The sequence below is a fragment of the Treponema peruense genome (assembly GCF_016117655.1).
Classification (GTDB): domain Bacteria; phylum Spirochaetota; class Spirochaetia; order Treponematales; family Treponemataceae; genus Treponema_D; species Treponema_D peruense.
The window spans coordinates 486,807-508,933 of the sequence record NZ_CP064936.1 but is presented as its reverse complement, the minus strand read 5'-3'; the positions used below and the strand labels follow the sequence as shown (position 1 = coordinate 508,933).

The 22,127-nt window shown below is 42.1% G+C and carries 19 protein-coding genes and 1 tRNA gene; 10 read left to right on the top strand and 10 right to left on the bottom strand.

Annotated elements, in window-relative coordinates:
- Window positions 1-93: 93 nt before the first annotated feature.
- Together IWA51_RS02515 and IWA51_RS02510 are read left to right on the top strand one after the other, a co-directional pair.
- Entirely contained in the window at window positions 94-2,136 is a 2,043-nt protein-coding gene (locus IWA51_RS02515) for a 4-alpha-glucanotransferase (RefSeq protein ID WP_198443022.1), read from the top strand.
- On the top strand, window positions 2,133-5,789 hold the full coding sequence (locus IWA51_RS02510) for an alpha-amylase family glycosyl hydrolase (RefSeq protein ID WP_198443021.1): 3,657 nt from the start codon (window positions 2,133-2,135) through the stop codon (window positions 5,787-5,789). Before IWA51_RS02515 ends, IWA51_RS02510 begins: the two co-directional genes overlap by 4 nt.
- On the opposite strand, the gene IWA51_RS02505 is transcribed toward IWA51_RS02510, so the two are convergent.
- Window positions 5,758-7,086 (bottom strand): pyridoxal-phosphate dependent enzyme, encoded by a 1,329-nt coding sequence (locus IWA51_RS02505; RefSeq protein WP_198443020.1) that lies wholly within the window; start codon window positions 7,084-7,086, stop codon window positions 5,758-5,760. The two genes, IWA51_RS02510 and IWA51_RS02505, sit on opposite strands and share 32 nt — an antisense overlap.
- Window positions 7,074-7,991 carry a DUF2156 domain-containing protein gene (locus tag IWA51_RS02500; RefSeq protein ID WP_177527226.1) on the bottom strand — a complete coding sequence of 306 codons (918 nt, stop codon included), beginning with the start codon at window positions 7,989-7,991 and terminating at the stop codon, window positions 7,074-7,076. The genes IWA51_RS02505 and IWA51_RS02500 overlap by 13 nt, the downstream gene beginning before the upstream one ends.
- Before the next feature lie 123 nt (window positions 7,992-8,114).
- Between IWA51_RS02500 and IWA51_RS02495 the strand changes: the two genes are divergently transcribed.
- The 4 genes from IWA51_RS02495 (at window position 8,115) to IWA51_RS02480 (ending at window position 10,370) form a co-directional block, all read left to right on the top strand.
- Window positions 8,115-8,768 (top strand): TetR/AcrR family transcriptional regulator, encoded by a 654-nt coding sequence (locus tag IWA51_RS02495; protein ID WP_177527227.1) that lies wholly within the window; start codon window positions 8,115-8,117, stop codon window positions 8,766-8,768.
- 64 nt (window positions 8,769-8,832) lie between these two features.
- A tRNA-Ala gene (locus IWA51_RS02490) sits at window positions 8,833-8,906 on the top strand.
- Window positions 8,907-8,976: 70 nt separating this feature from the next.
- Window positions 8,977-9,513, top strand: coding sequence for a flavin reductase family protein (locus IWA51_RS02485; protein WP_198443019.1), 537 nt, complete (start codon window positions 8,977-8,979; stop codon window positions 9,511-9,513).
- A 110-nt stretch (window positions 9,514-9,623) separates the two neighbouring features.
- The gene (locus IWA51_RS02480; RefSeq protein WP_198443018.1) at window positions 9,624-10,370 is read left to right on the top strand and encodes a hypothetical protein; all 747 of its coding nucleotides are present in this window, start codon (window positions 9,624-9,626) and stop codon (window positions 10,368-10,370) included.
- On the opposite strand, the gene IWA51_RS02475 is transcribed toward IWA51_RS02480, so the two are convergent.
- Entirely contained in the window at window positions 10,367-10,963 is a 597-nt protein-coding gene (locus tag IWA51_RS02475) for a DJ-1 family glyoxalase III (RefSeq protein WP_230402695.1), read from the bottom strand. The genes IWA51_RS02480 and IWA51_RS02475 overlap by 4 nt on opposite strands.
- Window positions 10,964-11,024: 61 nt before the next feature.
- On the opposite strand from IWA51_RS02475, the gene IWA51_RS02470 reads away from it, so the two are divergent.
- The 3 genes from IWA51_RS02470 to IWA51_RS02460 are packed head-to-tail and all read left to right on the top strand — an operon-like array spanning window position 11,025 to window position 15,061.
- The gene (locus IWA51_RS02470; protein WP_198443017.1) at window positions 11,025-12,278 is read left to right on the top strand and encodes a response regulator; all 1,254 of its coding nucleotides are present in this window, start codon (window positions 11,025-11,027) and stop codon (window positions 12,276-12,278) included.
- 12 nt (window positions 12,279-12,290) lie between these two features.
- Window positions 12,291-14,231, top strand: coding sequence for an ATP-binding protein (locus IWA51_RS02465; RefSeq protein WP_198443016.1), 1,941 nt, complete (start codon window positions 12,291-12,293; stop codon window positions 14,229-14,231).
- Window positions 14,213-15,061: a histidinol-phosphatase gene (locus tag IWA51_RS02460; RefSeq protein WP_230402694.1), complete on the top strand. Its 849-nt coding sequence runs from the start codon at window positions 14,213-14,215 to the stop codon at window positions 15,059-15,061. The genes IWA51_RS02465 and IWA51_RS02460 overlap by 19 nt, the downstream gene beginning before the upstream one ends.
- 2 nt (window positions 15,062-15,063) lie before the next feature.
- Here IWA51_RS02460 and IWA51_RS02455 read toward each other — a convergent pair whose 3' ends face one another.
- Window positions 15,064-15,420 (bottom strand): TraR/DksA family transcriptional regulator, encoded by a 357-nt coding sequence (locus tag IWA51_RS02455; protein ID WP_177527231.1) that lies wholly within the window; start codon window positions 15,418-15,420, stop codon window positions 15,064-15,066.
- A 178-nt stretch (window positions 15,421-15,598) separates the two neighbouring features.
- Between IWA51_RS02455 and infA the strand changes: the two genes are divergently transcribed.
- Window positions 15,599-15,820 carry a translation initiation factor IF-1 gene (gene infA, locus IWA51_RS02450; RefSeq protein ID WP_177527232.1) on the top strand — a complete coding sequence of 74 codons (222 nt, stop codon included), beginning with the start codon at window positions 15,599-15,601 and terminating at the stop codon, window positions 15,818-15,820.
- 38 nt (window positions 15,821-15,858) lie between these two features.
- Here the strand turns inward: infA and IWA51_RS12840 are convergent, their stop codons facing one another.
- The 6 genes from IWA51_RS12840 to IWA51_RS02420 all read right to left on the bottom strand — a co-directional run bounded on the left by IWA51_RS12840 (window position 15,859) and on the right by IWA51_RS02420 (window position 22,126).
- The gene (locus tag IWA51_RS12840; RefSeq protein WP_198443015.1) at window positions 15,859-16,452 is read right to left on the bottom strand and encodes a J domain-containing protein; all 594 of its coding nucleotides are present in this window, start codon (window positions 16,450-16,452) and stop codon (window positions 15,859-15,861) included.
- 67 nt (window positions 16,453-16,519) lie between these two features.
- Entirely contained in the window at window positions 16,520-17,077 is a 558-nt protein-coding gene (locus IWA51_RS02440; protein ID WP_177527234.1) for a Smr/MutS family protein, read from the bottom strand.
- A gap of 33 nt (window positions 17,078-17,110) precedes the next feature.
- Window positions 17,111-18,511: a hypothetical protein gene (locus IWA51_RS02435; RefSeq protein WP_198443014.1), complete on the bottom strand. Its 1,401-nt coding sequence runs from the start codon at window positions 18,509-18,511 to the stop codon at window positions 17,111-17,113.
- A complete protein-coding gene (locus IWA51_RS02430; RefSeq protein WP_198443013.1) occupies window positions 18,463-20,076 on the bottom strand; it encodes a vWA domain-containing protein in 1,614 nt (537 codons plus the stop codon). Before IWA51_RS02430 ends, IWA51_RS02435 begins: the two co-directional genes overlap by 49 nt.
- A complete protein-coding gene (locus IWA51_RS02425) occupies window positions 20,073-21,074 on the bottom strand; it encodes a VWA domain-containing protein (protein WP_177527237.1) in 1,002 nt (333 codons plus the stop codon). Before IWA51_RS02425 ends, IWA51_RS02430 begins: the two co-directional genes overlap by 4 nt.
- On the bottom strand, window positions 21,074-22,126 hold the full coding sequence (locus IWA51_RS02420) for a hypothetical protein (RefSeq protein ID WP_215905260.1): 1,053 nt from the start codon (window positions 22,124-22,126) through the stop codon (window positions 21,074-21,076). Before IWA51_RS02420 ends, IWA51_RS02425 begins: the two co-directional genes overlap by 1 nt.
- Between the last annotated feature and the right edge of the window lies 1 nt (window position 22,127).

Genomic DNA, 22,127 nt, shown 5'->3' with positions numbered 1-22,127 from the left:
TGTTATATACGCTGTTTTTTAAAATTTAAATAAAAAATAACTGGTAAATGGGGCGCGATATGATATACTTGTTATATAAAAGCAGGTATATTTATGAAGAAAAAGACTGGTGTTGTTGTTCCACTTGCAGCCCTTTTTACAAAGGAATGCCCAGCTGCAGGTGATTTTTTGGCGCTTAAGCAGCTCGCAGATTTTTGTGTTCTGTCAGGACTAAGCGTAATTCAGATTCTTCCCGTAAACGACACGGGAACACATTCTTCACCGTACAGCGGACTTTCGGCATTTGCCCTTCACCCGCTTTACATAAGGCTCGAAGCCCTTCCCGAATTTGAAGCTGCATTCAAAAACGACAGAACCTTTGCCGCAGCATACAGAAAATTCCAGAAAGAATTCAAATATTCACCCCGTTTTGACTACAACGCAGTTTCTTCTGCAAAAATCAATATTCTTCACCTTCTGTACAACTTCATAGAAAAAAAGATTTCTTCCGCGTCAAAGATAAGCGAATACGAAACAGTCCGGCTTCAGACAGAAGATTTTGCAAAAAAAAATCCGTGGGTTGTTGCATACGCCGTGTTCAAAAATCTCAAAGACTCTGCAATGCAGGCTTCATGGAAATCATGGGAAGATTCCCTTGCACACATGACAGAAGAACAGATAAACCTGCGCTGGAACAACCGTGTTCTAAAGTCAAGCCACAACTTTTTTGTATGGTGCCAGATGAGAGCTGCACAACAGTTTTCAGAAGCGGCAGAATACCTGCGCGAAAAGGGAATTACCCTTAAAGGAGACATTCCCATTCTTATGAACGAAGACAGTGCCGACTGCTGGTCCTGTCCGCAATACTTTAACCAGGAACTAAGGGCCGGTTCCCCTCCAGACGGCGACAATCCAATGGGACAGAACTGGGGATTTCCAAGCTACAACTGGGATAATATCGCAAAAGACAATTATTCCTGGTGGACACAGCGCATAAAGACAGCTGCACAGTATTATGATGCATTCAGAATAGACCACATTCTGGGCTTTTTCAGAATATGGGTAACAAGTGAAAAAAACACTACTGCATATCTGGGACATACTTCCCCGTGCGCAACCGTTTCAAGACAGACACTTAATTCGCTTGGCTTTGATGACGCGCGCATAAGATGGCTTTCCCAGCCGCACATTCCTACAGGGCTCATTCAGGACATTACCTGGAATTATGACGAAGCCGTAAGTTTTCTTTCAAAACTTTGCGACAGACTCGGGAACGAAGAGCTATGGCTGTTCAAAAAAGAAATTGACGGTGACAAAAAAATATACGGAACCGAATTCTGTTCCGACAATGCAAAAAATTCGTCGGTAAAAAAAGTTCTTGGCCGTAAATGGAACGATCGTGCGCTTATTCAGCTTAAGGAAAATGAATTTGTTCCGGTTTACACATACGAAAATTCAACGGCCTGGCTCTCCCTTTCTGATGATGAAAAAAACAGGCTGCACTCACTTTTTGCAGACCTTCAGAAAAACGAAGATGAACTTTGGAAAAACCAGGCACTTTCTGTCCTGACCCCCATTACAAAAGCTTCAGAAATGACAGCCTGCGCAGAAGATCTTGGTGTAAGCCTTTCATGCATGCCCGAAGTTCTTTCCCGGCTAAACATTCTTTCGCTTAAAGTAATAAGATGGACACGCAGATGGAATTGGGACGGACAACCTTATATTCCGTTTGAAGAATACCCCGAACAGAGCGTGGCTACAACATCAGTCCATGACAGTTCTACAATACGCCAGTGGTGGAATGATGAAAAAAATTCAGTACAGGCTTTTGTAAATGCAGCAAAATGCCCGGAGCCGCCGTCTGTACGTTCAGTCTTTACCCCTGGAATTGCGGAATTTGCGCTCAAAACGGCTGCCCTTTGCAACAGCCGCTGGTTAATCAATCCGCTGCAGGACTTTCTGTATCTTGACCACAAATATTATCTCGAAAATACACAGGACGAGCGCATAAATGTTCCAGGTTCGGTAAACGAATTCAACTGGACATACAGAATTCCTTGTACAATAGAAGAACTTAAACAGAATCAGGCTCTTCTCAATAAAATCAATGAAATTGTAAAAATACATGATAATGAAAAAAACGGAGGAAACCAATGAACAAATCCTACAATGAATTCCACATAAGCCGCAAGGTACGAAAGGAATGTGCATTTTCTGAATCAATGTTTTCATCTTCTGGAAACGTTATTTTCGCCAACTTAAAGGCTGTACAGGAATTCCAGACCAAACTGAACAGCCTGTTTGACAAAAACGGCGAACCGCAGAAAAAAGTTTCCGCAGGAAGTCTTAACGCAATGGGTCTAATTGATGAAATTTTCCATTACGTATGCATGATTTTCAGAAGGGACAAGGCACCCGATTCATTCAAAAATCTTCTTGAAGATCTGGACACTTATTTTGGCTCAGAAAAAGTAAACGACCTTCTTCTTGAATTCATGGAACAGTTTCCGCCAGTTGCAGTTTACCGCAATGAAATTACTGCACAGGACTATCTGTCACAGACATGCATGGACGAAGGAACAAAAAAGCCGCGCACCAACCGCGAGCAGGTTCTTGAAGAACTGGTGCTTCTTCATCTTGCAAACGAAAACCCCGCATTCCACCCGTTCCAGATTCTTTTTGATGACACTGAACTTTCAAAGAATGCAGATTATATAAAGACATGGAATCAGATTAAAGCTTTCTTTCTTACACAGCCGGTGTTCGGTCCCAAAAACAATGATCTTATTTCAATGCTTAAGGAACCTGTTGTTGCTTCCCCTACTTCTCTTAAAGGACAGCTCGACTATATACGCACACACTGGACTACACTTCTTGGCGAATGGCTCATAAAACTTCTTCTTGCCGGAATGGATACTATCAGCGAAGAAGAAAAGGCTGCCTGGCACCCGACAAACGGCGGTTCCCCTGACATGGCGCCTTATTCCTACGACAATCTCATGAAGGAATACGAAAGGTTCAGCCCCGACCGCGAATGGATGCCAAAGGTCGTTCTCATGGCAAAAACGGTTCTTGTCTGGCTCTACCAGCTTTCAAAGAAATACAACCGCGACATTAACCGTCTGGACCAGATTCCTGACGAAGAACTGGACGCACTCAGGGACGAAGGCTTTACGGGACTTTGGCTCATTGGTCTTTGGGAAAGAAGTTATGCCAGCAAAAGAATAAAGCAGATTAACGGAAACCCCGAAGCGGCGGCTTCTGCATACAGTCTTTTGGACTACGAAATTGCTTCAAACCTTGGCGGATGGCCTGCACTTGAAAATCTGCGCTACAGATGCTGGGTTCGCGGAATAAGACTCGCAAGCGACATGGTACCAAACCACACCGGAATGGACGGAAAATGGGTCATAGAACATCCCGATCTGTTTATAACAACAAAGGAATGCCCGTTCCCCAGTTATACGTTCAACGGAGAAAACTTAAGTCAGGATAGTCGCGTTTCAATTTACCTTGAAGACCACTACTATTCAAAAAGTGACTGCGCAGTCTGCTTCAAGAGAGTAGACAACCAGACAGGCGACGTTACATACATTTACCACGGTAACGACGGAACTGGAATGCCGTGGAATGACACAGCCCAGATTGACTTCCTGAATCCCGAAGCCCGTGAAGCGGTAATGCAGCAGATTCTTAAAGTTGCAAGAAACTTCCCGATTATCAGATTTGACGCAGCCATGGTTCTTGCCAAAAAGCACATACGCCGCCTCTGGTATCCCGAACCCGGACACGGAGGAGACATTGCCAGCCGCAGCCGTTACGCACTTTCTTCGCAGGAATTCGAAGCACGCATACCGAACGAATTCTGGCGCGAAGTTGTAGACCGCTGCGCCGCCGAAATGCCCGACACTCTTCTTCTTGCAGAGGCTTTCTGGATGATGGAAGGTTACTTTACAAGAACACTGGGCATGCACCGCGTATACAACAGTGCATTCATGAATATGCTCAAAAAAGAAGAAAACCAGAAGTACCGCGACACAATAAAGAACACAATAAAGTTCGACCCTCAGATTCTCAAAAGATTCGTAAACTTCATGAACAATCCGGACGAAGAAACTGCAGTTGCCCAGTTTGGACGAGGGGACAAATATTTTGGCGTATGTACGCTTATGATAACCATGCCTGGTCTTCCAATGTTCGGCCACGGACAGCTCGAAGGCTTTGAAGAAAAATACGGAATGGAATATACCAGGGCCTACAAAGACGAACAGCCAGATGAAGGGCTCATGCAGCGCCACCGCCATGACATATTCCCGCTCCTTCACAAGAGATACCTTTTTGCACAGATAGAAAACTTCCTTTTCTACGACGTGTGGAACAACGGAAGCGTCAACGAAAATATTTTTGCCTATTCAAACAGCGTAGGTAACGAGCGCACAATCGTGTTCTATAACAACAAATACGAAAGCGCAAGCGGCTGGATAAAACAGTCCTGCGAATATGCGGTAAAAACAGGTCCCGGAGAAAGTGATGTAAGAACAGAGTCAAAATCCCTTTCAGAAGCAATGGGACTTACTTACGGTCAGAACCACTTCTGTATCTTCAGGGAACACAAGGCAGGCCTCTGGTTTGTAAGAAAAAGCGATGACATCATAAACGGCGGAATGTTTGTAGGCCTTAACGGGTTTGAATACCAGGTTTATCTTGACGTTCAGCAGGTAGAAGACACAGCAGACGGAAAATACGCAAAACTCAACGAACTTCTCAACGGAAGCGGAACAAAGGACCTTGACGCTGCATGGCTTGAATACCGCTACAAGGAACTTTATGCTTCTCTTAAAAAATTCCTTACGGCGGAATTCATTAGCGCCCTCAGGGAAATATTTGCAAGTGACACCGAGGGCGGCTCAAAGAAAAAGAAGAATGCAACTGCAAAAACTGTCTGTGCAGCAGTAAAAGAAGCAGCCCTTGAATACTACACCCTTGAAGCAGAATTTGCATCAAAGGAAATTTCTGCAGATGACACGACAGCCTCACAGAAAAAGACCAGAAAAACCGCAAAGATTACAGAAACAACTGCGGAACAAAGATTTGACGCTTTCTGCAAACAGGTCGAATTCCTTGCAAAGGCAGTAAAACCTGTTGCAAAAGACAAGGCTTCTGACAAAACAACAGAAGCAAATACAGCATTCGCAGATCTTATAAAAGAAGGCCTTAACCTGTACAAGGATGCACCTGCAATAATTGTTGCAAGTGCTGCTGTTCTGAGCGCCGGAAATGAAAACTGCCTTAAATGGGGATACACAAGAAAACTCGCAGAGATTCTTTCAAAAACCGGCACTGATGAAAATTATGCCTCAAATATTCTCGAGCGAATCTTTACTTTTACAGGAATAAGGGACATGAACTTCGCTGCATCGGGATTTGTAAAGTCAACGTACGAAACAGCAAAACTTCTTGCCTTATCTGAACATTCAGGTCTTCTTTCAGGAGCAAATGAATTTGGCGGAACAAAATGGTTCAACAAAGAGAGAATGGAAGAAACGCTCTGGTACGGAACAACAGTTCTTATAACAGCAAGCGCAAAAATCTTAAGGGAACAGATGTTCCGTCTTTACAGAACCCTTAGCGCAGCACTTGAAAAGTCAGAATACAAGTGCGAAAATTTTGTAGAGTCGGTCAAACCAAAGAAAGTTGCCAAAGTTACCGCAAAAAAGGCCGCCCCTGCAAAAACAAAGGCGACCGGTAAAACAAAATCAGCTGGTTCAGCACTTGCTTCTAAAAAATCCTCAAAAGATTCAAAGAATTAAGCACTGAAACAAGGGAATCAATATCATCCGGAGCAATAGCAGGTCTTGTAAGCGAAACAGGCCTGAATGCTCCGGATACATTTTCTGTTACTTCCGGCTCTTCCCCTATACTGCGCCTGATGAACTTTGAGTCAAGACACGGGGAATCCCTGGCAACAAGCACAACCGTTCCATCTTCACCGCATACAACATCGCCACGTTTTTTTGCCGCAGCATAGGCACTGGCAGTATCGCTGTCTGCATAAACTTTGTACTTTATAAACAGTTCCTTGCAGGCTGCTATCTTTTCTTCTTCACTTACAGGAGCTGGGAATACAAAACTTCTTAACATAAGGGAATTGGCATTAAAAATCTGTTCCAGACGCTCTATATTTGACGGGTCTGCAGGATCTGCCGGCGTTCGCTTGCTGAGCGGAACCATGCTGTCCAAAACCATGCATGCTCCCTGTGCATCAAGCCGCAGATTTGCAGTGGAAGGAACAACGAATCCGTTTACGGGGAGCGCCATTTTCCATCCGTAAAGGCCTGAAACAAGATTACCATAATTTCCTGCTGAAAGAGCATAAAAAATATCGCCGCTTACTATTTTCTTTAAGCGCGAAAATGCAAATGTATAAAAGAATGCCTGCGGAAGAAGACGTCCTATATTTGCAGTATTTGCCACCGTAAGATGATACTTTTCTAAAAGGCTTCTGTCTGCAAAGATTCTGCGTACAAGATTGTGGCAGTCCTCTTCACTTCCGTCTACTTCAACAGGATAAATGTTTCCTCCGTTCCAGACAAAATCGGCTTCGTCCATTCCGCGCAGCCTGCCTTTGGGACACAAAAGCACCGACTTTACAAGCTTTTTTCCGCGAAGAGCCGCAGCCATACACGCACCGAGTTCACCGGCTGTTGCGTCAAGAAGTATTGCCTTTTCGCCGTCCATTCTGAGTATTGTTTCCAGTGCCGACGCAAGGTAGGAAACGCCAAAATCCTTGAAGGTACCTGTAGCACCGTGGTAAAGTTCCAGCATAAACAGATTTTCATCCAGCGGCCTCAGAACAGGATTTACAGGAAACGCTCCTGTTGCAATTGCCTCGCATATTATGGGGCTAAACTCGTCATTGATCATTGCCGAAGTAAGAGAACCTGCAAGGCTTGCAAAACTGGTGTTTTCGTCTGCATACAGAATCCAGCGCCTCAAATCCCCGGTGTCATAAGGAACATAAAGCCCGCCGTCAGAAGGCATACAGTCAAGGACAGCCTTTTTGAATGTGACTTTATTATTTTCATCTCTCGTGCTTACAAAGTGCATTTTTCACCTCTATAAATCAGGTATTTTTCCAACATAGCGCACGGCCTGTACGACATTTTTGCATGTCTTAGACCTTCATCGCCAAGATCCTGCTCCCGGTTAATAAGTTCTACGCTTTCAGGAAGCCATTCTGCAGTAAATTTATTTACTGCCTGATAAATTCCCTGAACTTTGGGAATTCCCTTTTCAAAATGACATATAAACATTTTTTCATCAGAAGAAAATTCCCCAAGACAAAATCCTGAAGGAATTCCGCCGGCATAGACAACAATACCCTTTAAGTCCAAAAACACACGGTTTTTAAGCGCAAGAGTGCACTGCTCAAAGTCACCGTCATCACCGCCCTCTTCCAAACGGTGCTGTTTCCATTTGTCCAGAACAGAAAAAGCATCTTTTGTTGTCAAATCATCCAGTTCACGTACATCTTTATCATAAAGCTTTAAAAACTGATTTACAAGATTCTTTTTCTTATGGAAAGCCTTGCCCTTAAGAAGAGCAAGATCATTTCTGGAATACAGATAGTCACAGTTGTCGCGGTCAAGTTCCACGGTAAACCCGGCTTTGCAGAGCTCCTCCCCATACTGCGGAACAATTTCTGCAGGTGCGTTTCTCATTATTCTGTATTTTTCCATTGCAGGAGAAGAACAAAGTTCAATATATTCTGCTGCCGGCAAAAATTTTCCAATAATATAAAAAAACGGTTCACTGTTTTTGGGTTCGCACGTTACAATCAGCGTCAAATCTGAATAACGGCTGATTCTGTAATTAAAATAACTGCTGTACAAAATTAAAGAAGCGAATGTGTTTTCGCACATACCGCTACTGATATTCTTAAAAAACGGAACAAGTTCTTCCTTCAAAGACATGTCCAAAGGAACAAATTCCGGAAAATTCGGAATACTCATATAGTAAAGATAATACAAAATTCAATTTAAGTCGACAACATGCTTCACTAACATGTCATGCCCTTTACAAGCAGCCGTCCTTGCTGTAAAATAAAACTAACGTTTGGTAGTCAGAGGTTCAAAATGGGTGAAAAAATCAAAAAAGACGACATAATCAAGGCTCTTCTGGATATGGCTTTTGCACATTCCACCAGCGGAACAAGCCTTTCGGACATAGCAGGCGCACTCGGAATAAAAAAAGCGTCCCTTTACAACCACTTTGAAAGCAGGGAAGACCTTATTCTGCGCACTACCGAATCCTGTGCCGAATATCTGGCTTCAATCAGTTTTATTCCGGCAGACATAGATTCCGTTGCAAAAAGGTATCCTCCCGAGACAGTCCTTAAGGGAATTGTAAGCCGCTATATTAAAATGCACGAAAAATCACCCCTTTTTCAGATTTATACTTTTGTTGAAAGCCAGAAATATTTTTCTCCCGAAGCCGCAAAGATTATAAAAGACGAGCGCGAAAAAATAACTGCGCAAACCTGCAAAGTATTCGAAGCACTTCTTGAAGCCGGAACAGTTTCTGTAAAAAAAGAGCTCATTCCTGATGCAGCACAGTGGTTCTGCTCGGGTGTATGCGACATAATGAGCATTCATCTTCTTGAAAGAAAGAAAATTGTCATGGAAAATCCAAAGTCCGGTGAAGGAGAACTTTTTACTCTTTCCGGTGACGATTCATCCCTTGACCGCATTAATTCACTTGCCGAATCTTTCTCGCAACTTTTAAAATAGCCACAAAAGAGCCTTTCCCCCTATTGACCAAAAACGGCAGTTTTGGGTATACTGGAACAACTATGGGGGTGTAGCTCAACTGGCTAGAGCGCTTGCATGGCATGCAAGAGGTAAGGGATTCGACTTCCCTCATCTCCACGTTTTAGGCGGTTTGATTAAGTTCAAATCGCCTTTTTTATTTTACACGTAGAGGTGTAGGAGTCCCGTTATGATGAAGAATATCCGTCCGGAAGCGCTTACAGACAATCCGTTCAAAATGATCGGCAAAGACTGGATGCTTGTTACAGCCTGCACAAAAAGAGAAGACGAAGACGGGAAAATCATCACAGGAAGACCGAATACAATGACAGCAAGCTGGGGCGGTGTAGGCATTCTGTGGAACAAACCCGTCGCAACAATTTATATACGCCCTACACGCTACACAAAAGAAATTATTGACCAGACAGACACTTTTTCACTGAGCGTTCTGAGCGAAAAATTCAAAAATGCACTGGACTACTGCGGATGTCATTCAGGCCGCGACGGAGACAAATTTCGCCCTGCAAAACTCGATGTAGAATACATGAACGGAACACCGTGGATAAAACAGGCAAGGCTTGTTCTCTTCTGCAGAAAACTCTATGCACAGGAACTTAACCCTTTCTCTTTTACTGACGAACATATCTGTGACCAGAATTACAGAAAAAACGACTTTCACACAATGTATATAGGAGAAATAACAAAGGTAATAGCAGATACAAAATAATTCTGCAAAGCCAAAGAGAGTTATATCCATGACGGAGAGTGCCTGAAAAAATCAACGTTTTTCATAAACAACTTGAATAGCGTTGTTCATGAAAACTACAGGACCGAAAAATGGATCAAAAAGAAAAGAAAATATGGCAAACAGTTTCCATTGCAGGAACTTTTATAACCGGAGCATGTCTTGTAATAAGCATATTTCAGTTTTTCAGCTATAAAATCAATGAACCTTTTCTTGTTACAAGATTTGACTCTCTTACAATCAATACTGTAGCTTTCGTAGGTTACCTTTATCTTTTGCTGAACCCGCTTCATTTTACAGCACATGTCATTGTTTTTTACGTCTACGGGATAGGAAACTTTCTTGACGGCGGTAATGTACTCGGCCTTATCTGTATAATTACAAGCGCTGTATTTCTTTATTTTATAAACTTTTTCAAAAAACACATGGTTCTTAAAATAATTGCATTTTCAATTATTCCGGTTGCAAGCGTCTTTATGCAGATTTTTTTCGAAGGCCAGCTCATGTTCTGGATTTCTGCAATGCACATTCTTGGCGCCCTTTTTATGATGCTGCTGATTTTTCTTTTGTTTTACCCGCGCTTAAAGGAACTCGGAACACAGCACTTTGAAAAAAAAATAGATTCTTCTTTATGCACACCCCAGGATCTTGACTTTCTGACAAGGGTTCTGGCAGGTGAAAAATACAGCGCAATAGCTGCATTCCACAACATATCAGAAAGCAAACTCAAAGCCCGTATGCTGGAACTCTACAAAATTCTCGAAGTAAAAGACCGCGTTGAATTTCTGATGATTTACAACAACACAAGCTTTGTTCTGGAAGACAATACAGCCGTTTAACGCTGAACTGCAGTTTTTGCTATCTCAAGTGAAGTTGCGGCATCGAACAGGGTTTCTACAATTTTCATTGCAAACTGTTCTGCAGTACCAGGACCTCGTGAAGTAATCAAATTGCCGTCTACAACAAAAGGAACATTTTCTTCATGAAGGGCTGCATATTTCTTTGACTCTTCGCTATGGTTTTCCATGCCGGGATAACACGTCCATTTCTTGCCGGTAAGAACTTCTGTACGTGACAGAACAACGGCGGGCGCAGCACAGATTGCACACACCAGTTTTCCTGCCTTAAACATTTCATTAATCAAAACAAGAGCCCGCCTGCTTTCAGAAACATTCACCGAACCCGGCATTCCACCTGGAACAATAACTGCATCGGGCAGACTGTTCCTTAACGAAGCAAGGTAAGAATCAAGGTTGATGTCTGCAGTAACATTTATTCCGTGTGAACCTGTAACCGAACGCGATGAAGTTCCTGTCGCAACAAGAGAAACTTCTGCGCCTGCTCTTCTTAAATAATCCACAGGAGTCAGCGCTTCTATTTCTTCAAATCCGTTTGCAAGAAGCACCGCCACACGCTTTATTCCGTCTTTCATATTTATTCCTCCCATAAAAAATCACCTTGAAATTATACCCTTAATAAAGTAGTATGTACATATGAAAGAAGTTCTTCTGATAGACGGCTCCCATCTGTTCCGTGAATTTCTCAAGGAAAAACTTGCCGAAGAACAGGTTCACCTGGAAAATGCAACAGGAAACAGGGATGCATACACTAAAATAATCACAATGCTTCCATCGTTAATTATAATTGAAGCAAACGACAGCCTGAATTCAGATATTATGGATCTTCTTGAAAAAAAACGTAATGATCCAAATGCACGACGCAAACCGGTTATTCTTATTGGACCAACAATTGAACGTTCAAAAGCCGCCACTCTTGTAGAATACGGCGTCGTAAAATATTTCACAAAGCCAATCCGCTTTGATGTTTTCTTTGAAGCAATTGGTTCAATTTTAAGACAGAGTTTTTCATTTGATGAAACGCCATGTATTCTTGACATTCACATTAACGGAAACCTTATTTTCGTAGAAATAGCACGCGGACTCAACAGGGAAAAACTTTTTTTAATCAAATACAAAATTTCAGAAATAATTACGCTGCACAAACTTGTCAATCCCAAAGTAATCCTTATGCTCACTAATCTTCAGTTGAGTTTTGTTGACGGCGCAAACTTGGAACTTCTGTTTGACAACATTACGGCCGATGAGCGCCTGAGCAAACGGAATATAAAAGTTCTTTCACTCGATGATTTTGTCGCAGACCTTATAGAAGGGCACCCGCAGTACCACGGAATAGAAGTGGCCCACAACCTGCAGCATATACTCAATTCACTGGTTGACGGAAGCCGTTCTTCGGGAACAAATATTACTGACTTTGTTTCGGACAAAATTCTTATGTCAGAAAAAGGAACAGATGACGGCGGTGCAGAAATCAGATTCGGTGAACAGACAAAAGATACTTCTGCTTCTACCGGAAACCTGCTTAAAATTGCAATTGTTGACGACGATGTTATTGTACGCAAGATTCTTCAGAGTACATTTTCTGCAATCAGCGGTGACTGCTCGCTTTACCAGAACGGCACGGAATTTGTAAAGGCAATTATTTCAGGACAGAAATTTGATCTTATAATTCTGGATCTTTATATAAACGACATGGACGGCCTGAGCATTCTACGCACACTGCAGAAACACAATGTTATGACACCGGTCATCATCTATTCACAGGCAACACAGCGCGAAATGATTTTCCAGGCAATGAGTCTTGGCGCAAAAGACTTTATAGAAAAACCCAAAAAGCCTGAAGAAATTTTGAGGCGGGCTGTTAAGGTCCTGCATTCGTCGGCTTCGTAATCAAATTATTTTATGGATATAAATTCTATAGAAGCAGGAAGCCGACTTCTTGCAAGCACACTGCACGAAATACGAACACCTATTCAGACTATAATAAGTTCTGCAGAACTTCTGGAAGCAACATCCCTGAACACAGAACAGACAGAATACACCAGGCAGATTGAATTAAGCGCGAACGCACTTCTTCAGCTGGCAAATGATGTTCTTGACTTTACAAAAATGCAGACCAGCAGTTTTAAACTGGAATGCATTCCCTATGACGCGGCAACTTTGACAGAACGCGTTGTTGACACAGTCTGCATGGAAGCCTTTAAAAAAGGGCTCGAAGTAATTACAGACATTGATCCAGCCCTTCCATCGTCAATAATGGGTGATCCCGTAAGAATCCAACAGGTAATTCTGAATCTTGTAAAAAATGCCGTAAAGTTTACCGAAAAAGGTTTTATTCTTGTAAGAGTTTCTGTAAACAAAGCAAAAGCTCTTTTTGAAATAATTGACAGCGGAATAGGAATTCCAAAAGAAAAGCAGAATCTTGTTTTCAATGAATTTTATCAGATAGACTCCAGTACAGCGCGGCGCTCTTACGGTACAGGACTTGGCCTTGCAATATGCCACAACCTTGTCAAAATGATGGGCGGAACAATCGGTGTACTTCAGAATCCGAGCGGAGGTTCAAACTTCTGGTTTTCTGTTCCTTTTGAAAGTGCCGAAATTACACAGACAGATGAACAGAAAACGCCTTCTCTCAAAGACAATATTTTCGTAATTGAATCGAGCGCACTTGCAAGAAAGGCTCTGGCAAGAAAACTTTCAGTTCTCACGCAAGGAATGGTTGTATGCGCAAAAAACTGCAGCGAAGCAGAACACATTCTTAGCGAAGCAAAATACAACGATGTAAAATTCAGCACGGCACTTTCTGTTTTGCCCGAGTCAGATGAAGAGTCTGCACTTCTTGCAAACAATCTTTCGTGCTCACCACATCTGCGCAATGCAGAATTCCTTCTGATGGTTCCGGAAGGTACAAATGAAACACGTTCCATTCCGGGAATACGCGGATTTTTTTCAGGAGTAATCAGGAAGCCCATAAAAAGGGAACAGCTTAAAAATATTCTGTCGCACGAAAACTCAATGCAAATTCACACGGCGCAGGAACAGTTCGGTTCACAACCCTTCCCCAAAATTGCAAAAGGCCTTGTCATTCTTATTGCAGAAGACCATCCCGTAAACCGCAAACTTTTGCAGACATTTGTCGAGCGCTTTGGTGCAGAAATTTTCCTTGCCGAAGACGGAATAGAAGCGGTAGAACAGACAGAGCGCCATCCCGAAATAGACATGATTTTTATGGACATCCTCATGCCAAGAAAAAACGGTCTTGATGCAACTGTAGAAATACGAAAAAAAGGTTACCGCGGAATAATCGTCGCCTGCACTGCAAACAACGACCCTTCAATTTTTGACTCCTACAAAGAAATCGGAATCAACGATATTCTTATAAAGCCGTTCAAAAAAGATCAGATTCAGCAGACAATAGAAAAGTGGAATTCACTTCTTACATTTCAGGACAAAAATGATATTCTTTCACTTGTTTCTGTTTACAACATGGCGTCAAAACTATGGGATGTCGTTGACTTTATGGACACAACCGGCAACGACCCGGAACTTTCGGTTTCTGTCATGGACGAATACATGGACCAGACGCGGTCAATTCTTGTCAAATTAAAGGAAGAAGTTGCCAAACAATACCCCGACTTTCAGACAATTGAACTGTATCTTCACACTCTCAAAGGAAGCAGCATGAGTGTAAGTGCAAACAAATTTTCTTCTTATTCGCAAAAAATGCAGAAAAGTATTTCAGAAAAAAACATGGTTGAATTTGAAGCTACACGCACCGAATTTGCGCTGGACTTTCTGAGGCTTACAGATATTGTAGAAAAATGGAAATCATCACTATGAAATGCAATTACCACACCCACACAACATTCTGCGACGGAAAGGCTTCTCCTGAAGAAACTGCACGCATTGCCTTTGAAAAAAAATTTGATATTCTTGGCTTCAGCGGCCACTCGATGTATCCTTTTTCGAGCGACTGGCATATTGCTTCAAGGGAACATTCCGCTTATTGTGCAGAAATAGAAAGGCTTAAAAAACTGTACGCTTCAAAAATGCAGATAATGCTTGGTTTTGAGGCCGACTATATTCCTGGAGTATGCTCACCCGATTTTGATTGCTACAAAGAATTCAATCCCGACTATCTTATAGGCTCTGTACATTTTATTCCGTGCAAAGACGGTTTTTTTGAAGCCGACGGAAACCCGGACCAGGTCAGGCAGCAGGTTGCATCTCTTTTAAAGGGAAACACAAAACTTGCAGTCCAAAAATACTTTGCTCTTGAACGAGAAATGCTTCAGAAAGGAAACTTTTCTATCATAGGACATGCAGATCTTATTCGAAAGCAGAATTCAAAAAGCCGTTTTTTTGACGAAAATGAATTGTGGTACAAAAGGGAACTCAAGGCAACTGCAAAGGCCATTTTAAAAGCAGGTGCCTGTGCAGAAATCAATACAGGCGGAATGGCACGCGGCTATATGAACACACCGTACCCGTCACCGTACTTTCTTGAACTTTTGCACGAAGAAGGCGTTCCAATTATACTCTGTTCCGATGCACACAGTCCTGACTTTCTTGATTATGCATTTGACGAAGCAGCAACATATGCAAAAAAAGCCGGATACACAGAACTTTCGTACCTTGTACCCGGCGAACTTAAGTTTCAGAAGATATAAACCTAGCGGTTGCGACGCTCTTCCTTTGACTGGCACTCTACGCAAAGAGCAGCATAAGGAATTGCTTCAAGTCTTGCTTCGGGAATAGGATTTCCGCAGGTAAGACACATTCCGTATGTTCCCTGGCGGATTCTGTCCAAAGCGCGGTCAATCATAAGAAGACGTCTCTGGTCTGCCTCTCCGAGAGAATTCAAAAGTGTTCTGTCTATTGCATCAGAAGCGATATCGGCATCATCACCGGACTCTACTGTTTCTACAAGCTTTGTAAGCTGTTCGTTGCGGCCTGCAAGAGCGTCCAGTATCTCGTTTCTCTGCGAAATAAGCTTCTTTTTTTGTTTGTCAGGAAAGTCTTTTTTCATAATTTACCCCTTGTTGACAGTTTTTTAAGTTTTGTACATAATATAGAAAATCTCTAAAACCAGATACGGATTCATAGAATACACTATACCATAACAACATTTCTGGAAAATACCAAAAATGTATTAACTAGTATACGAATAAATTCCCAAAAAGGCAAATGAATTCGTTGGAGGAATTGTGGCTAATAAAGACGAAGCTATTGAAGTCGAAGGTATTGTTAAGGAAGCTCTTCCCAATACAATGTTCCGTGTTGAACTTAAAAACCAGCACGTAATACTCGCACACCTGAGCGGAAAAATGCGCAAGCATTACATAAGAATCGTTCCGGGCGACAGCGTAAAAATTGAACTGTCACCGTATGATCTTAACCGCGGACGTATTATTTTCCGCGAGCGCTAATTTTACTTCCTTAAGCCGTATGTTAAAAGCCAATCGCCTTATGCGCGGTGCTTTTGACCGGCCTTGAATACCAGCATGAGGGAATTAACCATATCTACAGCCCCTCTGAAAAATCCTATTATACAGATTATTCTTAACAGGAAAAAATAATATCCCACTGTTACAAAAGCCAAACCCGATATTGCCATCTGGAACAGGCTCTTGAAGAACAAAGGCCATGCTTTTCTTCCAGTAGGCGCTTCTGTCTTTCTGGAAGTGTATGTGTAAGTGTAGCGCGGCTGTTCATTGCGTTGTGCGCCTGTCTGTGCGTCATTGAAGAAATCCCAGAAAGGATCCCCTGAATAACCGTAAGAAGATGCATTCTGTTGTCCGGCACCGTAAGAGGCACTGTATCCAGAAGAAGAATACGGATTTTGTGCAGACTGGGAGCCGTACATATCATACTGGCGGCGCTTTGACTCATCACCCAGTACCGAATAGGCTTCGTTGATTTTTTTGAATTTTTCTTCTGCCGAAGGATCACCCTGGTTTCTGTCGGGATGATACTTAAAGGCAAGATTTCTATACGCTTTTTTTATTTCTTCTGCCGTAGCAGTTTTTTGTATTCCGAGAGTATTGTATAAATCTTCCATTTGCTTCCTGTAAATAAAAATAACCAAACAGCCGAATAATTACAAGTTTAAATTAATTTTTTTAAAATCAATTTTTAATAATTACCCAGGTTGCTCCGTTTCCTCCATTATTGCGGTCAGGATGCCCAGAAGTTCCAAGACGCCTGTCCTGTTCTATAAAAGTCTTTACCATTGGTCCCAAAACAGGGTCACTTCCATGGCTGTGGTTTCCTTTTCCGTGGATAATAAGTATTTTATGCAAATTCCTTCTGCAGCAGTCCGTTACAAAACCTGACAGGCGTTCCCACGCTTCATCGCGCGTCAACTGGTGAAGGTCAAGCACTGCTTCTGGCCTGAGACTTTTCAAATACTCAAGGCTGTGCATCTTTTCTGACTGCGCTGCATCATCTGCAATTTTGTCCTTGTCTACGGTTCCGTAACGGTTAAGCCAGACATCCATGGGGTTGGCACGGCGCTTTGAGTCGGCTTCCATTATTTGTTCGTAAGTGTAGCCCTGTTTTGCTGCTGCTTTTTCTTCGGCAGTCGGAGCATTTGCTTTTTTGTGCGAAACCTGAGGCCCTTTCTGAACAGGCTTTTTTTGTACCTGCGAATTATCCCACTGATTCAAAATATCACCGAAATTCATTTTATTTAACCTGCCTTGCGTTTTTTAACCCTGTCAATATTGTATCAAAAAGAGGTCATCTTCGGGAACCCAGCCAAAAGTGTCGCCTCTGTTTACCAAAAGCCATTTACCTGCCCTGGTTCTGATATTCACAAGGGCGCCTGCCGCAACTGGAACACCGCGTGGAGCGTTTTCTTCGGGGATTGAAAGAAATTCACCTCCTTTATACAGAGCAGTTTTTTTTGAAAAGCCATATCCATAAATCAAAAAAGCGACAGCCTGCAGAACAAACACGCACATAAGAGCCGCGCCCGCAGGAATTTTTCTTAGCACAAGTAAAACAACAGACACAGCAAGAAGAAGAACAGCTGCAATGCCAAGAATAACAAGCAGAGATTTGTTAAGCTGGCGTCCCGGCGGATTAAGTCCCATTTCTACTTCAAGATGCCGACGCTGATTGTACGCGTCAGAAAACAGGGGAAACTCATTTCTTTCCCTTTTATACAGTGCCAGAAGTGATTCAATATTTTTTTCAGAACCGGTATCTGTTTTTACAGCGGTTGTATTTTTTGGCGGCTCGGCAAATGCATAAGCAAAGGCACTGTCTTTTTCTTCAGGAATATTTTTATCTGAAGGAGCGGCAGGCTGAATTTTGAATTCAATTCCAGGAAGAGCCAGATCAAAACGTATTCCGCTGTAGGCTGTAGCTGCAACAAAAACCTGCGGAAGGGAATAATTTCCGTCTACAAGAGGCTGCCAGTCAAAAGTCGCGACAGGATATTCTTTTGTAGAAAATTCATTTGCACCCTTTTCATTGATTGCATCAGTATTGTAGCGCACAACTTCAGTAAACACAGAATCTTCGGGAATGTTCCAGCTGAAGTCAAGAATCCTTACTGCATATTTTACATAAACAGTAAACACAACATGGGTTCCGGCTGCAAGGGAAATTCTTTTTGCATTCTGCGGAATTCCTTCTGTGTCGAATCTGACAGAAAGTTCAGGCTCAATAAATTTGGGATTTTCAAAAACTTCTACTGTCTCGAACGGAATGCGGTAATAAATTCCGTTTACAACAACATCGACGGGGCGTATTCTGTAATGTCCGGTCTTTGAAAATTTAAACCACATAACAAGATGTGTTCCTGTTTCAAAGTCGCCTCCGTTTTCTTCTGAAGGCATGAGAAATTCTTTTTTTGACGAAATAAAACTGACACCTTCGGGAAGTGCATTTACAGAAACCTGTACATTTTCGGGACGCACATCTTTTATATCAAGATAAAACGAACTGTCGGACTGGGTAAATGTATATTTCTGTGCCTTTTTGAATCTGAGCGAACGAATATATTCCCATGACGGTGATTTTGCAAACAGTTCTGTACAGGTTACAACTGTTAAAAATAAAATCAGTAATCTGCGGAAGAACTTTCGGAATTCTGCTGCTGGTTTTTCCATTGTCTTTGTTCATTCTCCTTGATAATTGAATACAACTCATTTTCCAAAGTCTGCTCGCGTGAGTTTTCAGAAACAGGAACCATATTCTGGACATTTTCTGCCGGCTGTGAAACATCTTCTTTCAGTGAAAGTTCCAGATTTATTTTTGCATCAGTGCTGGTACTGTCAATTTCCAAAGCCTTTCTGAAATAATCAGAAGCTTTTTTATAATTTCCGTTGCGGTGTTCGATTATGCCAGAATTATAATAAACTGAAAATTTTACATTGTCCGGTGCTGAATCTGAAATCATTGAAAAACGCGCCATTGCCGCTGAATTTTCATCCTGCATCAGATAAGTTGTGGCAAGGTTGCAGACAGCATGATTATAAACCAGATCGTCTTTGCGTTCAGAAGCATTTTCTGCAGCCGTAAGAAAATCTGCCACGGCCTGCTGGTAATTTTTTCCGTTCCATGCAATTTTGCCTTTTAAAATAAGAAGACCGTCATTGAATCTTTCAGAACAACCGGTAAGCATAAAACATAACGCCACAACAGAAGCTGCTTTTAACCGGCTGAATTTAACATCGAATTCTCCGGCAATAACAGAAGCAACAAACAGAAGAACAGACAGCAGAATAAAAAGACTGCTTCTTTCTACACGCTGCACTTCGTACGACACAACGGCATTGCGGTTTTCAAGACTCAGACTGTCCAAAAGTTTCCATGCAGAACTCATCTCAGAAGCATCTATGTATTCCATTGAAGGAAGTTCATCTGAATGTTTTCCCCCTGAAATTTTTCTTTTTGCAGCTTCCAGTGTTTTTTCAAGAGAAGCAGAACGCAAGGCAGTACGCACACGTGTTTTACCGTCACCGGCAAGAATTTCACTTTCTCGTTCTGAACCGAATCCGATTATTGTTACGGGAATTCCGTATTCTGCACATTCAAACAAAGCAGAAGACAAAGTTCCGTCAGTTTCATCGCCGTCTGTAAAAAGCCAGACAAAGTTTGCGTCAGAAGACTGCGCAGGAAAAGAAGTGACTGCTGCTTTTATTCCGGAACCAAGGCTTGTTCCTGCAGCTGTCATTAACTGCGGTGACAAATTTTCCAAAAGTGTAACAACAGCCTGCATGTCTTCAGTCAAAGGAAGGGCAATAACTCCGTCACCCTTTGCAAGCACAACAGAAATTTTTGTTCCGTCAAGTTTTTCAATCAGCTTTTCTGCATAATCTGCGGCGGCTTTAAGTCTTGTCATTCCACCCGGAGCATCGGGAGTTTCCATACTGTAAGAAATATCGAAAACCATAGAAACAGAACGTCCGCTTCTCTGCACCGGAACAACATTAAGTCCCCACGAAATTCCTGCTGCCGCTGCTACTGCAAACAAAACACTTGCAAGCCGGCAGTAAGTACGCGCATAAAAACAGCGTTTTAATCTTCCAAACTGAGTTGAACCTTTTTGAACTGCATTGCGTTCAGTCAGTGTTTTTTCAAGCAACTTATATCTTTTGAGAGTAAAAACCAGAGCAGCAAAAACCAGGGGAAGTGACAGAAAAATCCACGGTCTTTCTATTCCGAAATTCATAAAACCTCCTGCAGAAAAAGTCTTCTTAAAATCCACGCAAGAAGACACAAAACTGCGGCTGCTACAATAAAATTAAAATAGAGTTTTCTGTCGTTATTTTTAATAAAGTAAGTCTGAACGACATTTTCATTTTTACTTACAGAAGAAACAGACTGCGAAAGGGACTGCATTGAATCAATTTCAAAATATTTTCCTTCGCCTTCTGCTGCAATTTTTGAAAGGGATGTTCCATCAAATTCAGATTCCAGATATCCCGAATAAACGTGTCCTGTTTTGGGATCAGAATATTCAAGCGGAACAGTTCCCCTCTTTCCTATTCCAAGTACATAAAGTGATATTCCTTTTGACGCAGCAAATTTTGCGGCAGTATGAGGATGAACAGACCCGGAATTATTTTCACCGTCGGTCATCAGGACGATACTTTTTTTTGGTGAAGAAGAATTTTCAAGATGATAAACAGCACAACTCAATCCTGTTCCAATTGCTGTTCCGTCACCAAGTTCTCCAACGGCAAGTGAGTCAAGTCTTGAAAAAAAACTTTTTCTGTCCATTGTAGGCGGAACAACAAGTGCAGCAGTCTGAGCCATTTCTACAAGACCAAAACTGTCACCGCTGTTTGAAGCTGCAATCTGTTTTATTGCGGCTTTTGCGGCATCAAGTCTTTGTCCCGAACCAATATCCCTCGCAGCCATTGAAGGACTTACATCAACTACAAAAACAATATCCGAGCCGCGCGAAGTATAAACTTTTTCGGTAATTCTCATAACAGGATCTGCAAGGGCTGTCACAAGAAGAACGTAAGCTGCCATGACAAACACGCGCACTGTTGCCGAAAGAATTTTTCTGAAGCCTTTGTTCCACAAAAAACTTCGGCCGTTCCAGTCACCAAGATTAAGAGGAAAATAAATTCCCGAAAGGATTTTCAGATAACGCAAAAAATAAATTACCGGAATAAAAAGCAGCAGAAAGAAAGCTGCAGGGTTGTCAAAGCCAAACATCACTTACCCTCCGTTGTACCGCACTCAAGTCCGTCAAGAATGTTCAGTGACATTTCTATCAGAGATTTTTTTTCACCGTCAATAAATTCTGCCTTGTGTTCCTCTGCAGGAAGAAGCATGGAATCTATTGAACCGGCGGCATAGCGAATGTAATCTGTACGCAAAAAAAGTGCGCTTAATTTTTCCAAAGTTTCACTCTCTTTGCCGGACAATGAATTTCCTGTCAGCGAAGAAATGCGTGAAACAATACGTGCGGCAGGAACAGAAGCAAAAGAACTGCAGAATCTTTTTTCAAGATAGGTACGAAAAATATTCTGACATCTTTTTGCAAATTCGCAGTCATCTATTTTTTTGCGAAGAAGGGACTTTAAACTTTTTTTTGCAAAGCATAAATTCCTGTACATTCCGAAACGTTCTTTAAGATTAGAAACAAATTCAATTATTGAAGAAAGTCTTGCAAGAACAAAACAAATTCCTATAAGAATAAGAAGAATTAAAACTCCGGCTCCCCAAACCGCGTAATTTGTTCCCGGAAGCGACACCGGAGAAAGCGGCTCTTTCATTGAAAAAACCTGAAGCTTTTCAGAAAGTGAAGCTATTGTTACCGAAGAAAGCGTTATGGGAAAAGCAGCCTGAACCCCAGTATTTTTGCCGGAACTTTCACCCGCGGCAGAACAAAAGGATGCAAGGTCAAAAGTTTTGAATTCTATTCCGCCTACCTTCCACGGAATTATTGTTATGCAAAGATTGTAGTTCACTCCGTTACGTGTAAGAACTGCACGCGTTACAGTACATGATTCCGGGTCGGTTACAAAATCATCTGCAGTTAAATTCAACTCAAGAACATCAGCATCTTTTTTTGACTCCGGTGCAATTGCAAACAAATCTACAGGACTTCTGAACGAATACTGAATCTGTCCGCTGTCACCAATAAAAACATCTCTCGGAACCATTACCTGGCTTATTGAGTCCAAATCTGAATTTGCACTCTGGGACACCGCACTGAACAATGAAAAAACAGAAAGAATAAAAAAAACAGCAGCACGCTTCATA

Excerpts from the sequence above, each read along its gene's own strand:
- IWA51_RS02515 (WP_198443022.1), top strand. The coding sequence starts at position 94 with ATGAAGAAAAAGACTGGTGTTGTTGTTCCACTTGCAGCCCTTTTTACA.
- IWA51_RS02510 (WP_198443021.1), top strand. The coding sequence starts at position 2,133 with ATGAACAAATCCTACAATGAATTCCACATAAGCCGCAAGGTACGAAAG.
- IWA51_RS02505 (WP_198443020.1), bottom strand. The coding sequence starts at position 7,086 with ATGCACTTTGTAAGCACGAGAGATGAAAATAATAAAGTCACATTCAAA.
- IWA51_RS02500 (WP_177527226.1), bottom strand. The coding sequence starts at position 7,991 with ATGAGTATTCCGAATTTTCCGGAATTTGTTCCTTTGGACATGTCTTTG.
- IWA51_RS02495 (WP_177527227.1), top strand. The coding sequence starts at position 8,115 with ATGGGTGAAAAAATCAAAAAAGACGACATAATCAAGGCTCTTCTGGAT.
- IWA51_RS02485 (WP_198443019.1), top strand. The coding sequence starts at position 8,977 with ATGATGAAGAATATCCGTCCGGAAGCGCTTACAGACAATCCGTTCAAA.
- IWA51_RS02480 (WP_198443018.1), top strand. The coding sequence starts at position 9,624 with ATGGATCAAAAAGAAAAGAAAATATGGCAAACAGTTTCCATTGCAGGA.
- IWA51_RS02475 (WP_230402695.1), bottom strand. The coding sequence starts at position 10,963 with ATGAAAGACGGAATAAAGCGTGTGGCGGTGCTTCTTGCAAACGGATTT.
- IWA51_RS02470 (WP_198443017.1), top strand. The coding sequence starts at position 11,025 with ATGAAAGAAGTTCTTCTGATAGACGGCTCCCATCTGTTCCGTGAATTT.
- IWA51_RS02465 (WP_198443016.1), top strand. The coding sequence starts at position 12,291 with ATGGATATAAATTCTATAGAAGCAGGAAGCCGACTTCTTGCAAGCACA.
- IWA51_RS02460 (WP_230402694.1), top strand. The coding sequence starts at position 14,213 with ATGGAAATCATCACTATGAAATGCAATTACCACACCCACACAACATTC.
- IWA51_RS02455 (WP_177527231.1), bottom strand. The coding sequence starts at position 15,420 with ATGAAAAAAGACTTTCCTGACAAACAAAAAAAGAAGCTTATTTCGCAG.
- IWA51_RS12840 (WP_198443015.1), bottom strand. The coding sequence starts at position 16,452 with ATGGAAGATTTATACAATACTCTCGGAATACAAAAAACTGCTACGGCA.
- IWA51_RS02440 (WP_177527234.1), bottom strand. The coding sequence starts at position 17,077 with ATGAATTTCGGTGATATTTTGAATCAGTGGGATAATTCGCAGGTACAA.
- IWA51_RS02435 (WP_198443014.1), bottom strand. The coding sequence starts at position 18,511 with ATGGAAAAACCAGCAGCAGAATTCCGAAAGTTCTTCCGCAGATTACTG.
- IWA51_RS02430 (WP_198443013.1), bottom strand. The coding sequence starts at position 20,076 with ATGAATTTCGGAATAGAAAGACCGTGGATTTTTCTGTCACTTCCCCTG.
- IWA51_RS02425 (WP_177527237.1), bottom strand. The coding sequence starts at position 21,074 with ATGTTTGGCTTTGACAACCCTGCAGCTTTCTTTCTGCTGCTTTTTATT.
- IWA51_RS02420 (WP_215905260.1), bottom strand. The coding sequence starts at position 22,126 with ATGAAGCGTGCTGCTGTTTTTTTTATTCTTTCTGTTTTTTCATTGTTC.